The 22483-nt window shown below is 66.4% G+C and carries 18 protein-coding genes; 14 read left to right on the plus strand and 4 right to left on the minus strand.

Going from position 1 to position 22483, the window contains the following annotated elements:
• Positions 1–240 precede the first annotated feature (240 nt).
• Both CUJ89_RS05985 and pdxY read right to left on the minus strand, forming a co-directional pair.
• The gene (locus CUJ89_RS05985) at positions 241–2385 is read right to left on the minus strand and encodes a phosphocholine-specific phospholipase C (RefSeq protein WP_114176541.1); all 2145 of its coding nucleotides are present in this window, start codon (positions 2383–2385) and stop codon (positions 241–243) included.
• Positions 2386–2653: 268 nt separating this feature from the next.
• On the minus strand, positions 2654–3514 hold the full coding sequence (pdxY, locus tag CUJ89_RS05990) for a pyridoxal kinase PdxY (protein ID WP_114176542.1): 861 nt from the start codon (positions 3512–3514) through the stop codon (positions 2654–2656).
• Positions 3515–3687: 173 nt separating this feature from the next.
• Here pdxY and CUJ89_RS05995 point away from each other — a divergent pair, with 173 nt between their 5' ends.
• Positions 3688–4746 (plus strand): alpha/beta fold hydrolase, encoded by a 1059-nt coding sequence (locus CUJ89_RS05995; RefSeq protein WP_114176543.1) that lies wholly within the window; start codon positions 3688–3690, stop codon positions 4744–4746.
• 35 nt (positions 4747–4781) lie between these two features.
• Here the strand turns inward: CUJ89_RS05995 and CUJ89_RS06000 are convergent, their stop codons facing one another.
• Entirely contained in the window at positions 4782–5780 is a 999-nt protein-coding gene (locus CUJ89_RS06000) for an LLM class flavin-dependent oxidoreductase (RefSeq protein WP_114176544.1), read from the minus strand.
• A gap of 638 nt (positions 5781–6418) precedes the next feature.
• Between CUJ89_RS06000 and hpnI the strand changes: the two genes are divergently transcribed.
• The 9 genes from hpnI to CUJ89_RS06045 all read left to right on the plus strand — a co-directional run bounded on the left by hpnI (position 6419) and on the right by CUJ89_RS06045 (position 15294).
• Positions 6419–7594, plus strand: coding sequence for a bacteriohopanetetrol glucosamine biosynthesis glycosyltransferase HpnI (gene hpnI, locus CUJ89_RS06005; protein ID WP_114176545.1), 1176 nt, complete (start codon positions 6419–6421; stop codon positions 7592–7594).
• 137 nt (positions 7595–7731) lie between these two features.
• Positions 7732–9174 (plus strand): hopanoid biosynthesis associated radical SAM protein HpnJ, encoded by a 1443-nt coding sequence (gene hpnJ, locus CUJ89_RS06010; RefSeq protein ID WP_321970383.1) that lies wholly within the window; start codon positions 7732–7734, stop codon positions 9172–9174.
• A gap of 3 nt (positions 9175–9177) precedes the next feature.
• The gene (hpnK, locus tag CUJ89_RS06015) at positions 9178–10062 is read left to right on the plus strand and encodes a hopanoid biosynthesis-associated protein HpnK (protein WP_114176547.1); all 885 of its coding nucleotides are present in this window, start codon (positions 9178–9180) and stop codon (positions 10060–10062) included.
• On the plus strand, positions 10059–11108 hold the full coding sequence (locus CUJ89_RS06020; RefSeq protein WP_114176548.1) for an HpnL family protein: 1050 nt from the start codon (positions 10059–10061) through the stop codon (positions 11106–11108). The genes hpnK and CUJ89_RS06020 overlap by 4 nt, the downstream gene beginning before the upstream one ends.
• Positions 11109–11195: 87 nt before the next feature.
• Positions 11196–11753 (plus strand): hypothetical protein, encoded by a 558-nt coding sequence (locus CUJ89_RS06025; RefSeq protein ID WP_114176549.1) that lies wholly within the window; start codon positions 11196–11198, stop codon positions 11751–11753.
• 265 nt (positions 11754–12018) lie between these two features.
• Positions 12019–12708, plus strand: a complete 690-nt coding sequence (locus tag CUJ89_RS06030) for an ABC transporter permease (RefSeq protein ID WP_114176550.1) — start codon at positions 12019–12021, stop codon at positions 12706–12708.
• Positions 12705–13418: an ABC transporter permease gene (locus CUJ89_RS06035; RefSeq protein WP_114176551.1), complete on the plus strand. Its 714-nt coding sequence runs from the start codon at positions 12705–12707 to the stop codon at positions 13416–13418. The genes CUJ89_RS06030 and CUJ89_RS06035 overlap by 4 nt, the downstream gene beginning before the upstream one ends.
• Positions 13419–13439: 21 nt before the next feature.
• Positions 13440–14234, plus strand: a complete 795-nt coding sequence (locus tag CUJ89_RS06040; RefSeq protein ID WP_114176552.1) for an ABC transporter ATP-binding protein — start codon at positions 13440–13442, stop codon at positions 14232–14234.
• 22 nt (positions 14235–14256) lie between these two features.
• Positions 14257–15294 carry a GlxA family transcriptional regulator gene (locus CUJ89_RS06045; protein WP_114176553.1) on the plus strand — a complete coding sequence of 346 codons (1038 nt, stop codon included), beginning with the start codon at positions 14257–14259 and terminating at the stop codon, positions 15292–15294.
• A gap of 804 nt (positions 15295–16098) precedes the next feature.
• Here the strand turns inward: CUJ89_RS06045 and CUJ89_RS06055 are convergent.
• Positions 16099–17349, minus strand: coding sequence for an IS256 family transposase (locus CUJ89_RS06055; protein ID WP_114176554.1), 1251 nt, complete (start codon positions 17347–17349; stop codon positions 16099–16101).
• Positions 17350–17656: 307 nt separating this feature from the next.
• On the opposite strand from CUJ89_RS06055, the gene CUJ89_RS06065 reads away from it, so the two are divergent.
• The 4 genes from CUJ89_RS06065 to astD are packed head-to-tail and all read left to right on the plus strand — an operon-like array spanning position 17657 to position 22472.
• The gene (locus CUJ89_RS06065; protein ID WP_114176555.1) at positions 17657–18889 is read left to right on the plus strand and encodes an aspartate aminotransferase family protein; all 1233 of its coding nucleotides are present in this window, start codon (positions 17657–17659) and stop codon (positions 18887–18889) included.
• A 31-nt stretch (positions 18890–18920) separates the two neighbouring features.
• Positions 18921–19973 carry an arginine/ornithine succinyltransferase subunit alpha gene (gene aruF, locus CUJ89_RS06070; protein ID WP_114176556.1) on the plus strand — a complete coding sequence of 351 codons (1053 nt, stop codon included), beginning with the start codon at positions 18921–18923 and terminating at the stop codon, positions 19971–19973.
• Positions 19970–21001, plus strand: coding sequence for an arginine N-succinyltransferase (gene astA, locus CUJ89_RS06075; RefSeq protein ID WP_114176557.1), 1032 nt, complete (start codon positions 19970–19972; stop codon positions 20999–21001). The genes aruF and astA overlap by 4 nt, the downstream gene beginning before the upstream one ends.
• 7 nt (positions 21002–21008) lie before the next feature.
• Positions 21009–22472, plus strand: coding sequence for a succinylglutamate-semialdehyde dehydrogenase (astD, locus tag CUJ89_RS06080; RefSeq protein WP_114176558.1), 1464 nt, complete (start codon positions 21009–21011; stop codon positions 22470–22472).
• The last annotated feature ends 11 nt before the right edge of the window (positions 22473–22483 follow it).

A 22483-nucleotide genomic window follows, 5' to 3' on the forward strand; every position in this document is an offset into this window, starting at 1 on the left:
TCCCGTCAGGCTCCGCGAGGAGCCCCGATCGCCTCGATATATAGATAGGTCGCCGATTTGCGCGGGTCTTGGCAATTTGCTGCGCATTCGGTGCGGATTTGCGCATAGCTTCCGCGCGTGCGGCGGCGGCCGGTATCGGGAGTTTCCCGTCGCGAACGGAACGGGCGAGGAGGCGGGGGAGCGATGCGGGGCAGACAGGCGGCGCGACCCGCCGGGGGCCGCGCCGCGCGTGGGACGCCGTCAGTCGGACAGCGCGTCCGATGCGGCTTCGGCGTCACTGTGGGACGCGGTCGTGCGGATCAGCGGATCGCTGGTGCTCGGGCGCCCCGTCTCGACGTGGCCCGCGAAGCGGCGCAGGAAGCCGAGCAGCCGGCCGTCGCTGACAGTCAGGTCGTACCAGCCGTGGCTGCCGCGCAGATCCCAGTAGTCGTCGACCCGCGCACCCGGCGCGAGATCGAACGTGCGCGCGCGGCCGTGGCCGTATGCGTTCGTGACCTTGAGCCGCACGGCCTTGTGGCCGCGGTTCATCAGGCGCAGCGTGATGTTGCCGTTCGCGACGTCGTAGCCGTAGATCACCTCGGGGTTCACGCTCGCGCTGCCGACGCCGGTCGCGAACGGGCCGCGGAAATGGCAGTAGAAGCCGTTCGGGCCGTACACGTCGAGGTCGTACAGGCCGAGCGACGGTGCGGCGCTCCACGTATCGGCGATCCGCTTGCCGGCTTCGACCGTGTATGCCCACGGGCCGTCGAGGCGGTTGCGCGACTGGACCTGGAACGCCGCGCCCGCACCGCCCGTGTTCGCGAAGGTCAGCCGGAACTGGCCGTTCTCGGCTTCGACGCGGCCGTGCACGAACAGCTCGTACGGCAGCGCGCGCGCCGGACGCAGCCCGGCCTCCTGCTTCGGCAGCTTCTGCAGCACCGGCGGCACGGGGATGTAGTCGGGGTGACGGGTACGGTCGGGCGGCGCGTAGCCGCTCGTGTCGGGTAGTGTCGGCCAGCCGGCGTCGGCCGTCGCGAAGTCGAACGCGGCGGTCAGGTCGCCGCACACCGTACGGCGCCACGGCGACACGTTGCCGGCCTTGACCGGGTATTGTGCGCCGAACCGCGCCTCAATGAATTGCAGCAGCGACGTGTGATCGAAGGTCTGCGAGCAGAGCCAGCCGCCCTTGGTCCACGGCGACACGACGAGCATCGGCACGCGCGGCCCGAGCCCGTACGGGCCGGCCATGTGCGACGCGTCGCCGGCGAACACCTCGTTGGTCGTCGCGACCGTCGACAGCCCGTTGTCGCGCGATTGCGGCGCGAACGGCGGCGGCACGTGGTCGAAGAAGCCGTCGTTCTCGTCGTACGTGATGAAGAGCGCGGTCTTGCTCCACACGTCGGGATTCGATACGAGCGCCTGCAGCACCTGCTCGATGTACCACGCGCCGTAGTTCGCGGGCCAGTTCGGGTGCTCGGAATACGCTTCCGGCGCGCAGATCCACGACACCTGCGGCAGCGTGCCGTTCTTCACGTCCTGCTGCAGCACGTCGAACAGCGTGCCGCCCGCGCTGATGTTGGTGCCGGTGCGCGCCTTGTTGTACAGCGGCGTGCCGGGCAGCGCGGTGCGGTACTGGTTGAAGTAGAGCAGCGAATTGTCGCCGTAATTGCCGATGTACGGGTTTTGCGTCCAGCCCCACGAGCCGTTCGCGTCGAGCCCCGTGCCGACGTCCTGGTAGATCTTCCACGACACGCCGGCCTGTTCGAGCACTTCCGGATAGGTGGTCCAGCCGTAGCCCTGTTCCTCGTTGCCGAGCACCGGGCCGCCGCCCGTGCCGTCGTTGCCGACGTAGCCCGTCCACATGTAATAGCGGTTCGGGTCGGTCGAGCTCGGGATCGCGCAGTGATACGCGTCGCAGATCGTGAACGCGTCGGCGAGCTGGTAGTGGAACGGGATGTCGTCGCGCTTCAGGTACGCCATCGTCGTGGTGCCCTTGTTCGGCACCCACTGGTCGTAGCGGCCCTTGTTCCAGGCGGCGTGCATGTCCTGCCAGCCGTGCGGCAGGTCCTGCAGGAACTGCAGGCCGAGCTTGTCCGCGCCCGGGTGGAACGGCAGCAGCTCGGCCGGGCCGACCGGCTGATGGAACACCGACTTGCCGTTCGCGAGGCGCAGCGGGCGTGGATCGCCGAAGCCGCGGACACCGCGCATCGTGCCGAAGTAGTGGTCGAACGAGCGGTTCTCCTGCATCAGGATCACGATGTGTTCGATGTCGCGGATCGTGCCGGTGCGGCGGTTTGCGGGAATCGCGAGCGCATCGCGGATCACGGGCGGAAACAGGTTCAGCGCGGCGGCGCCGGCGGTGCCGGCGGCGACGCGCAGGAAGTCACGACGGTTCGATCGGGTCATGGTCGTTATCGTGCGGTAAAGGAAGGAGCCGATTGGCGGGACCTGCGGGAAGGGCGCGCCCGGGTCGCAGGATGCGGCTGCGCCTGTTCGTGCCGCCGCGAGCATAGCGAGGAATCGGTGTCATTCATGTGAAGTCCGGAAACGTTTGCATGCGCATCGAACCGGTATCGGGACGCCTATCGCCAATGGTCGTGGCGCAGGAGGGGCGGGCGGAAAAGCAGGGCGGCGCGAGATGCGCGCCGGGGATGCCGAGGGCGGTGCCGACGCGTCAGGCGTCCGTCACCCACGCGCCGAACCATTCGCTCGGGCGCGCGATCTCGTCCTGTGCGGCGACGAGTTCGAGCTCGTAGCGGCGCGCATCGTAGGTGGCCTTCACGACTGCATGCACGGCCGCGAGCGTGTGCTCGAACGCGGCGCGCACGGAGTCGCCGCGCAGCCGGCACGCGACGAAGATCGCGCTGGTCAGGTCGCCGACGCCGACTGGATGGCGCGGAAACGCGTACAGCGGACGCTGGCCGATCCACGCCTCGGTTTCGGTGACGGCGAGCATGTTGAAGCGGTCGGCGGGGCTGTTGCGGTCGTGCAGGTGCTTGACGAGGATGATCTGCGGGCCGCGGCGGATCAGCGCGCGGCACGCGTCGACGGCTTCGGCGACGGTCTCGATACGCCGCCCGGCGAGCTTCTGCAGTTCGGTGTGGTTCGGCGACATGCCGTCGGCAAGCCCCGGCATCTCGCGGACGATGAATTCCTCGACGCCGGGCTCGGGCCGGATGCCGCCCGTCTGGCCCATCGCGGGATCGCAGAAGTACCACGCGTTCGGGTTCATCGCCTTCACCGCGCGCACGATGTCGACCGTCGCACGCGCCTGCGGCGGCGACCCGAGGAAGCCGGACAGCACGGCGTCGCAGCGCTTGAGCGCGCCGATCGCGGCGATGCCGTCGACGAGCTGCTCCATCTTCGCGGCATCGATCGCGCTGCCGGCCCAGTGGCCGTACTGCATGTGATTCGACAACTGGACGGTATTGAGCGGCCAGACGTTGATGCCGAGGCGCTGCATCGGGAACACGGCCGCACTGTTGCCGGCATGGCCGTAGATGACGTGCGACTGAATGCTGAGGACGTTTTTCATGGGAATTCGCCTGCACGCGTTTCAGGGTCACGTCACACGATACCCGAGTTCGTCGCGTGCGCGGAAGTTGCGCGGCCCCGGGGTGTTGCGCGCCGTCGTCACGCGACCGCGTAGAATCGCGGGGCGCGAGGCGGCCTGGTTGCCCGCGTGCGTCTCCAATCACCGTGATCGCCATGCTTTCGATTTGCAAGATGTTGTTTGCCGCGCGCGCCGCCGTGCTCGGCGCGGGCGTTACCGTCGCATGCGCCATGCCTGTCGTGGCCGTCGCCGCGCCCGCCGGCAACGACGGGCCTGTGTACGGCCCGCGTCTGGAAGGGTTCACCTATCCGGAGACCGTGCATGGCTATGCGTTCGTGTCGCAGCGCGAAACCCTCGAGATGGCGTACCTCGACGTGCAGCCGGCGCACCCGAACGGCCGCACCGTCGTGCTGCTGCACGGGAAGAACTTCTGCGCGGCGACCTGGGAGGACACGATCGGCGTGCTGAGCCGCGCCGGCTATCGCGTGATCGCGCCGGACCAGATCGGCTTCTGCAAGTCGTCGAAACCCGATCGCTACCAGTACAGCTTCCAGCAGCTTGCGCGCAACACGCACGCGCTGCTCGAATCGGTCGGCGTGAAGTCGGCGACGATCGTCGGCCACTCGACGGGCGGGATGCTCGCGATGCGCTACGCGCTGATGTATCCGAAGGCGACCGACCAGCTCGTGCTCGTCAACCCGATCGGTCTCGAGGACTGGAAGGCGCTCGGCGTGCCGCCGCTGTCGGTCGACTACTGGTATGCGCGTGAACAGAAGACCACAGCGGACGGCATCCGCCGCTACGAGCAGGGCACGTACTACGCGGGCAAGTGGTCGCCGTCGTACGAGCGCTGGGTGCAGATGCTCGCCGGGATGTACCGCGGCGCCGGTCGCGACGCGGTCGCGTGGAACTCCGCGCTGATCTACGACATGATCCTCACGCAGCCGGTGGTCTACGAACTCGGCGCGATCCGCGTGCCGACGCTGCTGCTGATCGGCGACAAGGACACGACCGCGATCGGCAAGGACGTCGCGCCGCCCGACGTGCACGCGAAGCTCGGCCACTATCCGGAACTCGCGAAGCGCACGCAGGCGGCGATCCCCGGCGCGCGGCTCGTCGAATTCCCGGCGCTTGGGCACGCGCCGCAGATCCAGGACCCGGACGCGTTCCACAAGGCGCTGCTCGACGGGCTGGAGGCCGTGCACCCGCAGTGATGCGGGGCAGGCCGCCCGGCGGCACGCCCGTGCCGTCAGCGCGCCTCGTTCGCGAACTCGTCGCGGATCTGCGCGGCCAGTTCGAACGAGCGCAGCCGCGCGGCGTGATCGTAGATCTGCGCGGTGATGATCAGCTCGTCGGCACCCGTTTGCGCGATGCGGTCGCGCAGCTTGTCGCGCACCGTGTCGCGCGAGCCGACCGCCGCGAACGACAGCGAGTGCGCGACGTTCGCGAGTTCGAGCTCGTTCGCCTCGAGCACGTCGACGGGCGGCGGCAGCTTGCCCGGCGTGCCGCGCCGCAGGTTGATGAACTGCTGCTGCAGCGACGTGAACAGGCGTCGCGCCTCGTCGTCGGTATCGGCCGCGAACACGTTGACGCCGACCATCGCGTGCGGCTTCGGCCACGCGGCCGACGGCCGGTACTGGGCGCGATAGATCTCGAGCGCGCGCATCAGGTAGTCCGGCGCGAAGTGCGACGCGAACGCGAACGGCAGTCCGAGCATCGCGGCGAGCTGGGCGCTGAACAGGCTCGAACCGAGCAACCACACGGGCACGTCGAGCCCCGCGCCGGGCACCGCGCGCACGCGCTGCCCGGGCACCGGCTCGGCGAAGTAGCGCTGCAGCTCGGCGACATCGTCCGGAAACGAGTCGGCGCTGCCGATCAGGTCGCGGCGCAGCGCGCGCGACGTGGTCTGGTCGGTGCCGGGCGCGCGGCCGAGGCCGAGGTCGATGCGCCCCGGGTACAGCGACGCGAGCGTGCCGAACTGCTCGGCGATCACGAGCGGCGCGTGGTTCGGCAGCATGATGCCGCCCGAGCCGACACGGATCGTCTTCGTGGCGCCCGCGACATGGCCGATCACGACGGCGGTCGCCGCGCTCGCGATGCCGGGCATGTTGTGATGCTCGGCGAGCCAGTAGCGCTGGTAGCCCCAGCGTTCCGCATGCTGCGCGAGATCGACGGTGTTGCGGAAAGCCTGGGAGGCGTCGGCGCCGGCCGGAATGGGGGCGAGATCGAGTACGGAAAACGGAGTCATCGGGTGGCCTTCGAATGGGGGCATGGTGATGCGCTTACGCAACAAATGCCAAGGATTTTGCCAAAGGGTTCCGGAACGTGCTGGCGACGCGCCGATACCCATGCGCCTTTCAGGGATGCAGGGGCGATTTCGGTGATTGTTGCAAAAATCAATCCAATTGCTGATTAATTACCAATCTTTACGGCGATTGGATGTGAATCCGCATCGACATACAAATTTGCACGAAACGTTTGATTTTCAAGACTGCAATACGCCTGCAAAGCGCTTACGCTAATGTGAACGCGGTTGCTCTCGAATGGTTCGCCGGCTGCACAGCTTTGCGGGAATTGCACCAGTCCGTTTCTCGTAGTGCCGAGCGCGGGGTGCCGCAGGCTGATAAAATCCGGCGCCTGCCCATGTTGTGCCGATGGTAGCCATTCGAGTCTTCCCGTATCCCGTCCGGGTGTCGCGCGGAGAGGCGCCACGCGAAGCCGGGCTTGGCCGCACCCGAAGAACGGGGGCGTGCCTCCCTCATACACAGACGCTGCTGGAACAAGGAGTCGGGTCGTGCCCGCGTTCGTCGTTGTCGGAATACCGCATCACGCTCAATCACGCTCGAGCGTTCTCCGTGGCGTTCAGGTCGCCGGGAGGCGTTACGCATGACGCCAACCGCGACGCTGCTCGACTGGCTCCTGATCGTGTTCACGCTGGCCGCGGCCGGCTATGCGCTCGTCGCCGCCTTCGCGCCGCGGCCGCGCACGCCGCGCACGGCCGCGCGCGACGGCTTCGAGCCGGTCAGCGTGCTCAAGCCGCTGTGCGGCGCGGAGCCGCACCTGTACGAAAACCTCGCGACGTTCTGCGAGCAGCGCCATCCGCGTTATGAAGTGCTGTTCGGCGTCGCGTCGGCGGTCGATCCGGCCATCGCCGTCGTCGAACGGCTGCGCGCCGACTATCCCGAGTGCGACATCACGCTGGTGATCAACGCACGCGTGCACGGCAAGAACCTGAAGGTCAGCAACCTGATCAATCTCGCCGAACGCGCGAAGTACGGCCGCATCGTGATCGCGGACAGCGACATCGCGGTGAAGCCCGACTATCTGGAGCGCGTGACGGCACCGCTCGCCGATGCGTCGGTCGGTGTCGTCACGTGCCTGTATCATGCGCGCAGCGTCGGCGGATTCTGGACACGGATCGGCGCGCAGTTCGTCGACGCGTGGTTCGCGCCGTCGGTGCGGATCACGCACCTCGGCCGCTCGAGCCGCTTCGGCTTCGGCGCGACGCTCGCGCTGACGCGCGATACGCTAGACCGGATCGGCGGTTTTCTCGCGCTGAAGGACGAGCTGGCCGACGATTTCTGGCTTGCCGAGCTGCCGCGCCGCCTCGGGCGGCGCACCGTGCTGTCGGAGGTCGAGGTCGCGACCGACGTGATCGAGCCGGCGTTCGGGCCGCTATGGCACCGCGAGACGCGCTGGCTGCGCACGATCCGTTCGCTGAACCCGGCCGGCTTCGCGTTCCTGTTCATTACATTCACCGCGCCGTGGCTCGCGATCGGCGCGGCGCTCGCGCTGCGTCTCGACGGGACTTTCGCCGGCACGCTGGCGGGCGGGGCGGCCGTTGTCGGCGCATTCGGGCGGCTCGTGCTGCATGCGCGCGGCGAGGACGGCTGGCGCGCGTTCTGGCGCGATCTGCCGCTCGTCGCGGTGCGCGACACGCTGCTCGCGCTCGAGTGGCTCGCGGCCGCGTTCGGCACGCATGTCGTGTGGCGCGGCGCCAGGATGACCGTCGTCGGCGGCGAACGCGCGACGGCGGGCGTGGAAGCGGTGGACGGCCGTTAGGGCCGTTCCCGATCGAACCCGGCCCGAGGGCCGAGACGCGCTGCGCGGCGAAGCCGCGCGGAGCGACATGACAGAGAGGCGGGCGCCGGCAGGGCGGCCCGCGGTTTTTTGATTGAATCGTTGCAACGAATCGAACTATGCAGGCTACCGGAGCATTCATGAAAACGCTGTTCTTGCAGGCCCCTTCGTATGACGGCTTCGACGGCGGAGCCGGCTCGCGCTATCAGGCGAAGCGCGAAATCCGTTCCTTCTGGTATCCGACGTGGCTCGCGCAGCCGGCCGCGCTCGTGCCGGGCAGCCGCGTCGTCGATGCGCCGGCCGACGGCCTGTCGGTCGAGGAGACGCTGAAGATCGCCAACGACTACGACCTCGTGATCATCCACACGAGCACGCCGTCGTTCCCGACCGACGCGATGTTCGCGCAGGATCTCAAGAAGATGAAGCCGTCGATGCTGGTCGGCATGGTGGGCGCGAAGGTGATGGTCGATCCGCACAACTCGCTCACGGCGAGCGAGGCAATCGACTTCGTGTGCCGCGAGGAATTCGACTACACCTGCAAGGAAATCGCCGAAGGCAAGCCGTTCCCCGAGATCCAGGGCTTGAGCTGGCGCGCGAAGGACGGCTCGATCGAACACAACGAAGCGCGTCCGATCCTCGAGAACATGGACGAACTGCCGTTCGTCGCGCCCATCTACAAGCGCGACCTGAAGATCGACAACTACTTCATCGGCTACCTGAACTACCCGTACGTATCGATCTACACGGGCCGCGGCTGCAAGTCGCGTTGCACGTTCTGCCTGTGGCCGCAGACGGTCAGCGGCCATCGCTACCGCACGCGCTCGGTCGAGAACGTGCTCGCGGAAGCGAAGTGGATCCGCGACAACATGCCGGAAGTGAAGGAACTGATGTTCGACGACGACACCTTCACCGACGACCTGCCGCGCGCCGAAGCCATCGCCATCGGTCTGGGCAAGCTCGGCATGACGTGGTCGTGCAACGCGAAGGCCAACGTGCCGTACAAGTCGCTCAAGATCATGAAGGAAAACGGCCTGCGCCTGCTGCTGGTCGGCTTCGAATCCGGCGACGACCAGATCCTCGTGAACATCAAGAAGGGCGTGCGCACCGATTTCGCGCGCCGCTTCAGCGCGGACTGCAAGAAGCTCGGCATCAAGATCCACGGCACCTTCATTCTCGGCCTGCCGGGCGAGACGCAGGAAACCATCAAGAAGACGATCGAGTACGCGAAGGAAATCAATCCGCACACGATCCAGGTCTCGCTCGCCGCGCCCTATCCGGGCACGACGCTCTACAAGCAGGCCGTGGAAAACGGCTGGATGGAAGAGAACAAGACCATCAACCTGGTGAGCAAGGAAGGCGTGCAGCTCGCGGCGATTGGCTACGCGCATCTGTCGCGCGACGAGATCTATCACCACCTCGAGCAGTTCTATCGCCAGTTCTACTTCCGTCCGTCGAAGATCTGGGAGATCGTCCGCGAGATGCTGACGAGCTGGGAGATGATGAAGCGCCGCCTGCGCGAAGGTGTCGAGTTCTTCCGCTTCCTGCGCGCGCACGAGGCCTGATTCGTGGCGACGCAGCGGGCGGCGCGGGGGCTGATCTTCACCGCGGACGACTTCGGGCTGCATCCGCGCGTCAACGCGGCGGTCGAGCGTGCGCACCGCGACGGTGTGCTGAACGCTGCAAGCCTGATGGTTGGCGCGCCCGCGGCGCAGGATGCGATCGAGCGCGCGCGACGGCTGCCGTCGCTCGCGGTCGGCCTGCATCTCGTCCTCGCGGACGGGCCGGCCACGCTGCCCGCGCATGAAATTCCCGCGCTCGTCGGCCCCGACGGGCGGTTCGGCGACGCGATGGCGAAGGACGGTTGCCGTTTCTTCTTCCTGCCGCACGTGCGTGCGCAGCTGCGCCGCGAGATCCGCGCGCAGTTCGACGCGTTCGCGTCGAGCGGCCTGCCGCTCGACCACGTGAACGCGCACAAGCATTTCCACCTGCATCCGACCGTGCTGTCGATGATCATCGAGATTGGCCGCGACTACGGGCTGCGCGCGGTGCGGCTGCCGTACGAGACGACCGCGCCCGCGCTGCTCAAGCCGTGGATCGCGCTCGTGCGCGCGCGGCTCGACCGCGCGGGGCTCGCGCACAACGATTACGTGGTCGGGATCGAGCGTACGGGCGCGATGGACGAGGCCGTGCTGCTCGACGCGCTCGCGACGCTGCCGCCGGGTGTCGGCGAGATCTACTGCCATCCGGCCGAAGCCGGCGACGGCCCGATCACGCCGACGATGGCCGCTTACCGCCCGGTCGACGAACTGGATGCGCTGCTGTCGCCGCGCGTCGCGGCCGCGCTGAAGGCCGCGGGCGTCGCGACCGGCGGCTTTGCCGACGTGTTCGGCCAGCCAGCGGCCCGGCGCGGCGCGCAAGCGTCGCGCGCACCGGGAGTGCGGCCGTCATGACCAAGTGGATCAAGTGGCTCGGCTGGCCGATCGGCATCGGCATCCTGCTCGCGCTGGGGCTGCACGAAGGCGTCGGCGACGTGTCGCAGATGCTCGCGCGCGCCGGTTACGCGCTGCTGTGGCTCGTGCCGTTCCACGCGCTGCCGCTGCTGCTCGATGCGTATGCCTGGCACCTGCTGCTCGACCGGCGCAGTTCGCTGCCGTTCCTGTGGTGGATCGCGACCGTGCGCGAGGCCGTGAACCGGCTGCTGCCCGTGGTCGGGATCGGTGGCGAACTCGTCGGCATCCGGCTCGCGCGCTGGCAGGTGCCCGACGCGAGCCGCGTGACGGCGTCGGTGATCGTCGAGGTGCTCGTGACGATCGTCGTCCAGTATGCGTTCGCCGCGCTCGGCCTCGTGCTGCTGCTCGCGACGACGGACAACATGGGCGGCGGCACGATCGGCCTCGCGCTGCTGCTGACGCTGCCGCTGCCGGTGCTCGGCGTCGTGCTGATGCGTCGCGGCGGCGTCTTTCACGCGATCGAGCGTTTCGCGGGCCGCCTGCTCGGCGATTCGCACCGGCTGCTGCAGGGCGTCGACGGCCGCCGGTTCGACGCCGACATCGACGGGCTGATGTCGCGCACGGGCCTGCTGTTCAGCGCGTTCTTCTGGCAACTGGCCGGCTACGTGCTCGGCGCGCTCGAGATCTACTGGGCGCTTGCGCTGCTCGGCCATCCGGTGTCGATCGGCGGCGCGATCGCGATCGAGGCGATGACGCAGGCCGTGCGGCATGCCGCGTTCATGGTGCCGGGAGGCCTTGGCGTGCAGGAGGCGACCGTCGTGCTGCTCGCGCAGATGTTCGGCGTCGACCGCGAGACGGCGCTGTCGCTCGCGCTGGTCAAGCGCGGCCGCGAGGTGCTGTTCGGCTGCCTGGCGCTCGGTTCGTGGCAGCTCGCCGAACTCGTGCGCACGCGCCGCCGCATCCATGCGACGCCGGCCGTGCCGCGCGCGCCGCACGCGGCGAGCCGCGTGCCCGAACCCGAAACCCAAACCGAAACGACGCATTGAACACGAGACGGGCCGCGCGCCCGTCTCGCACTTTTGGCGTCGTGCGGGTATCCTTGCCGCGTGTTTTCTCGACGCGTATTTCTTCCGATGATTTTCCGTTTCCGGCTGCTTCCCGTAACGATGCTGGCCGCCGCGCTGGCGCTGACTGGCTGCGACGACAAGCAAAGCGAGCTCAACGTGCAACGTATCAGGGACTTCTTCAATGCGATCAAGCCCGCGCCGCTGTTGCTGAAGGGGCTGAAGGTCGGCGAATCGACCGAGGCCGACGTGCGCGGCACGATGGGCAAGCCCGAGACCGAACGCGTGTTCACCGACGGCTCGAAGCGTCTCGAATATCCGCGCGGCCCGATGGGCAACCAGACATGGTTCGTCGATCTCGATGCGAGCGGGCGCTACACGGGCGCGACGCAGGTGCTGACCGCCGAGAATTTTGCGAAGGTGGGCCCAGGGATGAACGAGGACGAGGTGCGGCGCCTGCTCGGCAAGCCCGGCGACATCGCGCAGTATCCGCTGAAGCCCGAGACGGTCTGGAGCTGGCGCTGGCTCGAGGACGGCGTCAACACCGACGCGTTCTTCAACGTCCATTTCGGCCCCGACGGGCTTGTCTATACGACTTCGCGCTCCGACATCCTGAAGGGACGGTAGGTCATCTCCGGCGCTATATCGAAAAAGCGACCGGAAAATTGCAAAAAGCCCGCTTCCCTGCACGTTATCCGCTTGTCAGGGAGCGGCTTTTTTCCTTTTGAAACAGCGGCGTAGGCCGCGGTTGCACATGGCGGGAAGGTTTGCTGCGCCGCAGCAAGCGCGCGCCAGGTGATTTGAGCCAATCAATTTCGCTTGCGACTATCCGCGTCAACCCGGCGCGGGACACGCATACGCGCCGGCATCCATTCCATCTCTGGAGACGCGCGTGTTCCTTTACGGCTTTGGTCCTGTCCTCTGGGCCGGTACCGTGCAGACCATCGAGCTGTCGGTGCTGTCGCTCGCCACTGCGGTGGCGCTGGGGCTGATCGGCGCGGTGGCGAAGCTGTCGCCCAACCGGTTGCTGCGAGCGATCGCGACCGGTTATACGACGCTGATCCGCTCGGTGCCCGATCTTGTCCTGATGCTGCTGCTGTTCTACAGCATCCAGATCTGGCTGAACCAGTTCACCGACCTTGTCGGCTGGGACCAGATCGACATCGACCCGTTCGTCGCCGGCGTGCTGACGCTCGGCTTCATCTACGGCGCGTACTTCACCGAGACCTTTCGCGGCGCGTTCCTGTCGGTGCCGCGCGGCCAGCTCGAAGCCGGTGCCGCGTACGGGATGAGCGGCGCGCGCGTGTTCGCGCGGATCATGTTTCCGCAGATGATGCGCTTTGCGCTGCCCGGGATCGGGAACAACTGGCAGGTGCTCGTGAAGGCGACCGCGCTGGTGTCGATCATCGGCCTCGCGGACGTCGTGAAGGCCGCGCAGGACGCCGGCAAGAGCACGTTCAACATGTTCTTCTTCATCCTCGTCGCGGCGCTGATCTATCTCGCGATCACGACCGTTTCCAACCTCGTGCTGATCCAGCTCGAGAAGCGTTATTCCATGGGCGTGCGGCACGCAGAACTATGATCGAGATCCTCCAGGAATTCGGCAAGGCGTTCCTTTACTGGGACGGCCAGCGCCTCTCCGGCCTCGCGGTGACGCTGTGGCTGCTCGTTGCGTCGATTTCGTTCGGCTTCGTGTGCGCGGTGCCGCTCGCGGTCGCGCGCGTGTCGAAGAAGAAGTGGGTGTCGATGCCCGTGCGGTTCTACACGTACGTGTTTCGCGGCACGCCGCTCTACGTGCAACTGCTGCTGATGTACACGGGCATGTACAGCCTCGAGTTCGTGCGTTCGCACTCGCTGCTCGACGCGTTCTTCCGCAGCGGCTTCAACTGCGCGATTCTCGCGTTCGCGCTGAACACCTGCGCGTACACGACCGAGATCTTCGCGGGTGCGATCCGCGCGATTCCGCACGGCGAGGTCGAGGCGGCGCGTGCGTACGGGATGACGCCGTTCACGATGTACTGCCGCGTGATCCTGCCGTCGGCGCTGCGCCGCGCGCTGCCGCTGTACAGCAACGAGGTGATCCTGATGCTGCATGCGACGACCGTGGCGTTCACGGCGACCGTGCCCGATATCCTGAAGGTCGCGCGCGACGCGAATTCCGCGACCTACATGGCGTTCCAGTCGTTCGGAATCGCCGCGCTGATCTATCTTGCGGTATCTTTCGCACTCGTCGCGGCGTTTCGCCGCGCGGAGCGCCACTGGCTTGCGTATCTCGCGGCCGCCCGTCATTGAATTCACTTCGAGGAGAGCCAGTTGGCCGAGATCACTCAAACGAGCGCTTCCACCAAGCTTGCGGCGCTCGACATCCACAAGCGCTATGGCGACAACGAGGTGCTCAAGGGCGTGTCGCTGAACGCGAAGGCCGGTGACGTCATCAGCATCATCGGCGCGAGCGGCTCGGGCAAGAGCACGTTCCTGCGCTGCATCAATTTCCTCGAGCGGCCGAATGCGGGGCAGATCGTCGTCGACGGCGAAGCCGTGCGCACGAAGGCCGACCGCGCCGGTGCGCTCGAAGTCGCCGATCACAAGCAGCTGCAGCGTATCCGCACGAAGCTTGCGATGGTGTTCCAGCACTTCAATCTGTGGGCGCACATGAACGTGCTCGAGAACGTGATGGAAGCGCCCGTGCACGTGCTCGGCATTTCGAAGAAGGAAGCCGAGGATCGCGCGCGCGAGTATCTGGAGAAGGTCGGCCTTGCGCCGCGCGTCGAGAAGCAGTATCCGTCGCACCTGTCGGGCGGCCAGCAGCAGCGTGTTGCGATTGCGCGTGCGCTCGCGATGCATCCGGACGTGATGCTGTTCGACGAGCCGACGTCGGCGCTCGACCCGGAGCTGGTGGGCGAAGTGCTGAAGGTGATGCAGAAGCTCGCCGAGGAAGGCCGCACGATGATCGTCGTCACGCACGAGATGGGTTTCGCGCGCAACGTGTCGAACCACGTGATGTTCCTGCATCAGGGGCGGACCGAGGAAGAGGGCGATCCGAAGGAGGTGCTGGTGCGCCCGCAGAGCGAGCGGCTGAAGCAGTTCCTGTCGGGCAGTCTCAAGTAACGCGACAGGGCGGGTTTCATACGTGGTACCGGTGTCTCGTCCCGCAGGCGCCACCCGCACGACGCAGGTGGCGATCGTTGCATTGCCGCCCGTGTCGATGTCGGGCGTGGGCCCGATCGTCGATGCGCTGAATCTCGCGAACGAGATCGACGGGCGGTTGCTGTATCGCTGGCAGGTGTGTTCGTGGGACGGGCGGCCCGTGCCGCTCGCGGGCGGTGCGCAGTGGCATGCCGATGCGGCGTTCAACGATGCGATTGCGTGCGACTGGCTGATCGTCGTGTCCGAGCGATTCCAGCAGTTTGCCGATTACCGGCTGTTTCTCGCGAGTCTCGCGCGCGTCGGGCAGCGCACGCCGGTCGTCACCGGCATTCACCACGGCGTGTGGTGGCTCGCGATGGCCGGGCAGCTTTCCGGTTATCGCGTGAGCGTGAACTGGGAGACGTATCAGCAGTTTGCCGAGCAGTTCGAGCGGTCGATCGTCACGCAGCAGGTCTTCGAGATCGATCGAGACCGCGCGACCTGCGCGGGCGGGCAGGCGACCGTTGATTTCATGCTGGCCATGATTGGCCGGGAACATGGGGTCGATCTCGCGGAGCGGATTGCCGATGCGCTCGGTACGGGGACTTTGCGGAGTGGCGAGGAGCGTCAGCGGATTCCCTTTGTCACCGCGCCCGGTGAGCGGCATCCTCAGTTGAACGATGCGTTGCAGCTCATGGAAGCCAATGTCGAGGATCCGCTGACGACCGATGAGATCGCCGGATTGGTCGGCGTTTCGCGCCGACAGTTGGAGCGGTTGTTTCGGCAGTATCTTGGGGCGATGCCTTCGAAGTACTACCTCAATCTTCGGTTGCTCAAGGCTCGTACGCAGTTGCAGCGGACCAGCAAGTCTGTTGTGCAGGTGAGTCTCGCTTGCGGGTTTTCTTCTGCTGCGCATTTTTCCAACGCGTACCGCGAACGGTTTGGGGTCACGCCTCGGGAGGATCGGCGAGCCTGGCTCGAGAAGCAGACCGGGAGTGAGCCTCGCGGGGGCGCGCTTGTTGAGCGGGATCGGAAAGGGTGAATTTTGTGTGGGTGGTTCGTTTGCGTTTTTCGTGAAGCACCTGTGATGTTGTCGGTCTATTAGCGTCGCCCCTGCGCGGGGCGGCGGTTACTTTTCTTTGTCTTGCCAAAGAAAAGTAACCAAAAGAAAGGCGCCGTGAGAACGCATGACTTCCCGGTGCCGTGGCCATCTGAGTGGATCGCACCTAAGTGTCCGCGCCAGTCAGGAATCCGGAGTGGTTCGAGCAATGGTTCTGATGCATCGCACCACCCGACGGAGCGGTATACCGCCCGCTGGCTCCATCCTCGCTACGCTCGGCTGCAAGGTGCTTCAGGTCGCACCGCTTACGCTCGGCACGCTTCCATCCGCGAAGCAGCGCCATGCCAGGCATTTCTGCTATTCACACCATTCGCGCTGACCGAGCCACTTGCCCGGTACCTGTTCGGCAATGTCGGGCAGGCGCATGTCTCCGCGTTTGTCGGCTGCGTCCCTTTTTTCTTGTGGGGCGAGGTGGCGGGATGGCTCATTTGCTGGACTCAAGGTGCGATCGGTCGTGATGGTTAGTGTCGATCGACGATTGCGTTGCTTGAGGGATGTGTACCTGTCGGCCGAGCGTAGCGAGGGCGGCGCCAGCGGACGGTATACCGCTCCGTCGGGTGGTGCGGCGAGTCGGAACCATTGCTCGAACCACTCCGTGCTCGTGACTGGCGCGGACACTTAGGCGCGATCCACTCCGAGAACCACGGCACCGGGAAGTCATGCGTTTTCCGAGCGCCTTTCTTTTGGGGGGTGTCAGAATTTCCGTGTTCAAGGCGGGTGGAGTAATTACACGGAAGGCCGAGCGAATCGATCTGCGTAAAGGATAGCGAATTGGTTCATGGCCGTCTTCCAGTCATGAGCGGCACTTCCCCAATTCGCGGTGATGTTGCGCAAGGCCAGCCAGATGAGTTTGGTGGCTGCCTCGTCGGTCGGGAAGTGACCCCGGGTCTTGATGATCTTGCGCAGCTGCGAGTTGATATTTTCAATCGCGTTCGTCGTGTAGATGATCTTGCGCACACCCGGCGGAAACGCAAAGAACGGGATCACGCGATCCCAGGCGTTGCGCCACGCGCTACTGACGGTCGGGAATTTCTGACCCCACGGCCCATCCGCAAACGCATCGAGTTCGGCCTGAGCTGCTTCCGCGCTGGGAGCGGCGTAGATCGGCTTGATCGCGGCGGCCAGTCCTCGGCGATCTTTCCAACTGGCGTAATCGAGGCTGTTGCGGATCAGATGGACGATACAGGTTTGCAGCGTAGTCGCCGGAAACACCACCGCCAGAGCTTCGGGCATGCCCTTAAGACCGTCGGTGACGGCGATCAGGATGTCGTGAACGCCGCGCGTCTTCAGATCGTTGAACACCTTCATCCAGAACTTGGCACCCTCGGTATTCTCGATCCACAGGCCCAGGATCTCCCGGGTGCCGTCGGGCAGCACGCCCAGCGCCAGGTACACCGCCTTGTTGCGCACGACGGCGTCTTCGCGAATCTTGACCCGCAGTGCGTCGAAAAACACGACCGGATACATCGGTTCAAGCGGTCGGGCCTGCCAGGCAGTCACTTCGGCCATGACTTCGTCGGTGACCGAGCTGATGAAGTCGGGCGAGACCTCCGTACCGTACTGTTCCAGCAGGAAGCCCTGGATCTCGCGTACGGTCATGCCTCGGGCATACATGGCGACGATCTTGTCGTCGAAGCCGGTGAAGCGCCTTTCGTGCTTGGGAATCAGGACGGGTTCGAAGCTGCCGTCGCGGTCACGCGGCACCTCGATGCGGATCGGACCGTCTTCGGTCAGAACCGTCTTGGCGCCTTTGCCGTTGCGCTGATTCGTGGCGTTGGCCGGCTTGGCAGCACCGAGAGGGTAGCCGAGATGATGGTTCATCTCGCCGCCCAGCGCACGCTCGATCAGCGCCTTCTTGAGCGCCAGCGTCGCGGCATTGATGGCTTCAGCCGTCATCGGGCCGTTGCCGAACTGCTCAAGCAGCTCGGCCGGAATCGCCGGCAGCGCCGCCGGCTGGGCTTTCGGTTTGCGAGGCATAAACTCTCCTTGAGAGCATGTTATGCCTTAAACACAAAATTCCTGACAGGCCCTTCTTTTGGTTACTTTTCTTTGGCAAGACAAAGAAAAGTAACCGCCGCCCCGCGCAGGGGCGACGCTAATAGACCGACAACATCACAGGTGCTTCACGACAACAGCAAGCGAACCACCCAAACCCCCCGGGACGGCAAAATAAAGCGCACTATCCGCTTCCGATAGAACCCGTCGCAATTCCGCAAGACGCTTGCGTCGCCCTTACCTAAACTTGATCCTGTTGAACCCTCTTACGAAACCGAAAGGAACGACCATGACGACCTCGACCGTGAACCGCCAGACATTCGACGAAGTGATGGTGCCGGTATTTTCCCCCGCCCCGTTCGTGCCGGATCGCGCAGAGGGCTCCCGCGTGTGGGACACGGCCGGCCGCGAGTACATCGATTTCGCCTGCGGCATCGCCGTGACGTCGCTCGGCCACGGCCACCCGGAACTGCTGAAGGTCCTGGACGAGCAAGGCCGCAAGCTCTGGCACATCGGCAACGGTTACACGAACGAGCCGGTGCTGCGCCTCGCGAAGCGCCTCGAATCGCTGACCTTTGCCGACCGCGCCTTCTTCGCGAACTCAGGCGCGGAAGCGAACGAAGCCGCACTGAAGCTCGCACGCCGCGTCGCGTTCGATCGCCACGGCGCCGATAAAACCGAAATCATCTCGTTCGTGCAGTCGTTCCACGGCCGCACGTTCTTCACGGTCAGCGTCGGCGGCCAGCCGAAGTACTCGGAAGGCTTCGGCCCCGTGCCGGCGGGCATCACGCACCTGCCGTACAACGACATCGAAGCCGCAAAGGCAGCGATCGGCCCGCAAACCTGCGCGGTGATCGTCGAGCCCGTACAGGGCGAAGGCGGCGTGATCCCGGCCGATCCGGCGTTCCTGAAGGCGCTGCGCGAAGCCTGCGATGCCAACAACGCACTGCTGATCTTCGACGAAGTGCAAACGGGCGTCGGCCGCACGGGCCAGTTCTACGCCTACATGGACACGGGCGTCACGCCGGACATCCTGACGACCGCCAAGGCGCTCGGCAACGGCTTCCCGATCGGCGCGATGCTGACGACGAACGAACTGGCGGCGCACTTCAAGGTCGGCGTGCACGGCACGACGTACGGCGGCAACCCGCTCGCGTCGGCGATCGCGGACAAGGTCGTCGAACTGATCGGCGACCCGGCACTGCTCGAAGGCGTGCGCGAACGCAGCGTGCGCCTGAAGGGCGCGCTCGAACGCGTCAACGCGCGCTTCGGCATCTTCAAGGACATCCGCGGCAAGGGCCTGCTCGTCGGCGCCGAACTCACCGCCGCCTTCGACGGCCGCGCGAAGGACTTCGTCAATGCGGCAGCCGAGAACGGCCTGATCATGCTGATCGCCGGCCCGAACGTGCTGCGCTTCGTCCCGTCGCTGGTGATCCCGTTCGACCTGCTCGACGAAGGCGTCAAGCGCTTCGAGAAGGCAGTCGAACAGGTGCTCGCCGCACAGGAAGCCACCGCGCGCTGATCGGCGCACCCCATCGCAGACAGGAACGACGATGCTATTTGTTCGCCCCGGCAAACTCACGGATCTCGATGCGCTCGCGCACATGGCGCGCACCGCGCAGCCGGTCCTGCACTCGCTGCCGCACGACCGCGCGGCGCTCGAAGCGCGCGTGGCGCTCTCCGAGGATTCGTTTCGCGCGGACGTCGACTTCGCCGGCGAGGAGTTCTACCTCTTCGTGCTCGAGGAATCGTCGACGGGCAAGCTGCTCGGCACGGCGAGCATCGTGGCCGCGGCCGGCTACTCGGAACCGTTCTACGCGTTCCGCAACGACGCACTGATCCACGCGTCGCGCGAGCTGCACGTGAACCGCAAGATCCACGCGCTCACGATGTCGCACGAACTGACCGGCAAGAGCCGGCTCGCCGGCTTCTATGTCGATCCGTCGCTGCGCGGCGATGCGGCCGCGCACCTGATCTCGCGCGCACGGATGATGTACATCGCTGCGAACCGCCGCCGCTTCACGCCCGAAGTGTTCACGCTGCTGCTCGGCGTGAGCGACGGCAACGGCGCATCGCCGTTCTGGGAAGCCGTGGGCCGCAAATTCTTCGGCCGCGACTTCACCGACGTCGACATCGCGTCGGGCGGCCGCAGCCGCACCTTCATCGCGGAAGTGATGCCGGCCTATCCGCTCTACGTGCCGCTGTTGCCGGAAGCCGCGCAGCGCGTGCTCGGCGAGCCGAACGAAACGGCACTGCTCGCGTACGACATCCATCTCGAGGAAGGCTTCGAGCCCGACCGCTTCGTCGACATCTTCGATGCGGGCCCGGTGCTGACCGCGCAGGTCGACCGCACCGCGTGCGTGAAGCACGGCGCCGAGCGCATCGTGCGCGAAGCCGCACGCGAGCAGGGCGACGTCGCGTACATGGTGTCGACGGGCAGCGGCGAATCGTTCCGCTGCGTGCTGGCCGACCTGCCGGGCGATACGGCCCATGCGCCGCTGGCCGGCGACGTGCGCGCGGCGCTCGATGTGAAGGATGGCGATATCGTGCGCTGCGTGCCGCTGCACCGCCGCGACGATGAAGATTTGACGGGAGACGCAGCATGATCGTCGTTCGGGTCGTACAAACGGGCGACGTCGACGCGCTCGTGTCGCTCGCGCAGGAAACCGGGCCGGGCCTGACCACGTTCAAGCCCGACCGCGACGCGCTCGCCGCGCGCATCGAGCGCGCGCGCCGCACGCTCGATGGCCAAGCCGCGCCGGGCGAGGCCGGCTACTTCTTCGTGATGGAAGAATCGAAGACGGGCGACATCGCGGGCGTGTGCGGGATCGAGACGCAGGTCGGCCTCGAACAGCCGTTCTACAACTATCGCGTGAGCACGGTGGTGCACGCGAGCCAGGAGCTCGGCGTATGGACGAAAATGTCCGCGCTGAACATCTCGCACGACCTGACGGGCTACGCGGAAGCGTGCTCGCTGTTCCTGAGCCCGCGCTATCGCACGGGTGGCGTCGGCGGCCTGCTGTCACGCTCGCGCTTCATGTTCATCGCGCAGTTCCGCGACCGTTTCCCGGAACGCATCTGCGCGGAACTGCGCGGCCACTTCGACGAAGACGGCACGTCGCCGTTCTGGCGCGCGGTCGGTTCGCACTTCTACCAGATCGATTTCAACGCGGCCGACTACCTCAGCTCGCACGGCCGCAAGGCGTTCCTCGCGGAACTGATGCCGCGCTACCCGGTGTACGTCGACCTGCTGCCGCAGGACGCCCAGGACGCGGTCGGCCTCACGCACCGCGACACGCTGCCGGCCCGCAAGATGCTCGAAGCGGAAGGGCTGCGTTACCAGAATCACGTCGACATCTTCGACGCGGGCCCCGTGCTCGAATGCCACGTCAACGACCTGCGCACGGTGCGCGAGAGCGTCGTCGTGCCGGTCGCGATCGGCGTGCCCGACGTGCGTGAAGGCGCACAGAGGTCGCTCGTGTCGAACACATCGCTTGCCGACTTCCGCGTCGGCGTCGCGCCGGGCGTGGTCGCGAACGGCGCGTTCGTGCTGTCAGCCGACGATGCCGTCGCGCTCGACGTGAAGGCCGGCGATCCGGTTCGCGTGCTGCCGCTCAAAGTCAAACAGGGATAAACGAATCATGACGGAACTCTTCATCGACGGCGCCTGGGTCGCAGGCTCGGGCCCCGTCTTCGCTTCGCGTAACCCGGGCACGGACGAGATCGCCTGGCAGGGCGACAGCGCGTCGGCGGCCGACGTCGACCGTGCGGTCGCGAGCGCGCGCCGCGCGTTCGCCGGCTGGTCGGCGCTCGACTTCGAATCGCGCTGCGCGATCGTCAAGCGCTTCGCGGCACTGCTCAACGAACGCAAGGAAGCGATCGCGACCGCAATCGGCCGCGAGACGGGCAAGCCGCTGTGGGAAGCGCGCACCGAAGTCGCATCGATGGCCGCGAAGGTCGGCATTTCGATCCAGGCATACCAGGAGCGCACGGGCGAGAAGCGCCTGGACATGGCCGACGGCGTCGCGGTGCTGCGTCATCGCCCGCACGGCGTCGTCGCGGTGTTCGGTCCGTACAACTTCCCCGGCCACTTGCCGAACGGTCACATCGTGCCCGCGCTGATCGCCGGCAATGCGGTCGTGTTCAAGCCGTCGGAGCTCGCACCGGGCGTCGCGCGCGCGACAGTCGAAGTGTGGAAAGACGCGGGGCTGCCGCCCGGCGTATTGAATCTCGTGCAGGGCGAGAAGGACACGGGCATCGCGCTCGCGAACCATCGGCAGATCGACGGGCTGTTCTTCACGGGCAGCTCGGATACCGGCACGCTGCTGCACCGGCAGTTCGGCGGCCGTCCGGAAATCGTGCTCGCGCTCGAGATGGGCGGCAACAACCCGCTCGTGATCGGCGAAGTCGAGGACCTCGACGCGGCCGTGCATCACACGATCCAGTCGGCGTTCCTGTCGGCCGGCCAGCGCTGCACGTGCGCGCGCCGCATCTTCGTGCCGCAGGGCGCGTTCGGCGACCGCTTCCTCGCGCGCTTCGCCGACGTCACGTCGAAGATCACGGCCGACGTGTTCGACGCCGATCCGCAACCGTTCATGGGCGCGGTGATCTCGGCACGCGCGGCCGCGAAGCTCGTCGACGCGCAGTCGCGGCTGATCGAGCAAGGCGCGAAGCCGATCGTCGCGATGACGCAGCGCGATCCGCGCCTCGGTTTCGTGAACGCGGCGATCGTCGACGTGACGGGCGTGGCCAACCTGCCCGATGAAGAACATTTCGGCCCGCTCGCGCAGATTGTCCGCTACGCGACGTTCGACGAAGCGATCGAACGCGCGAACGACACGGCATTCGGCCTGTCCGCCGGCCTGCTCGCCGACGACGCGCACGCATGGGAGCACTTCCGCCGCACGATCCGCGCCGGGATCGTCAACTGGAACCGGCCGACCAACGGCGCATCGTCGGCCGCGCCGTTCGGCGGCACCGGCCGCTCGGGCAACCATCGCCCGAGCGCGTATTACGCAGCCGACTATTGCGCGTATCCGATGGCGTCGGTGGAAAGCACGCAACTGACCTTGCCCGCGAGCCTGTCGCCGGGCCTGCATTTCTGATCGAGGGAGCG

Source organism: Burkholderia pyrrocinia (genome assembly GCF_003330765.1).
Classification (GTDB): domain Bacteria; phylum Pseudomonadota; class Gammaproteobacteria; order Burkholderiales; family Burkholderiaceae; genus Burkholderia; species Burkholderia pyrrocinia_B.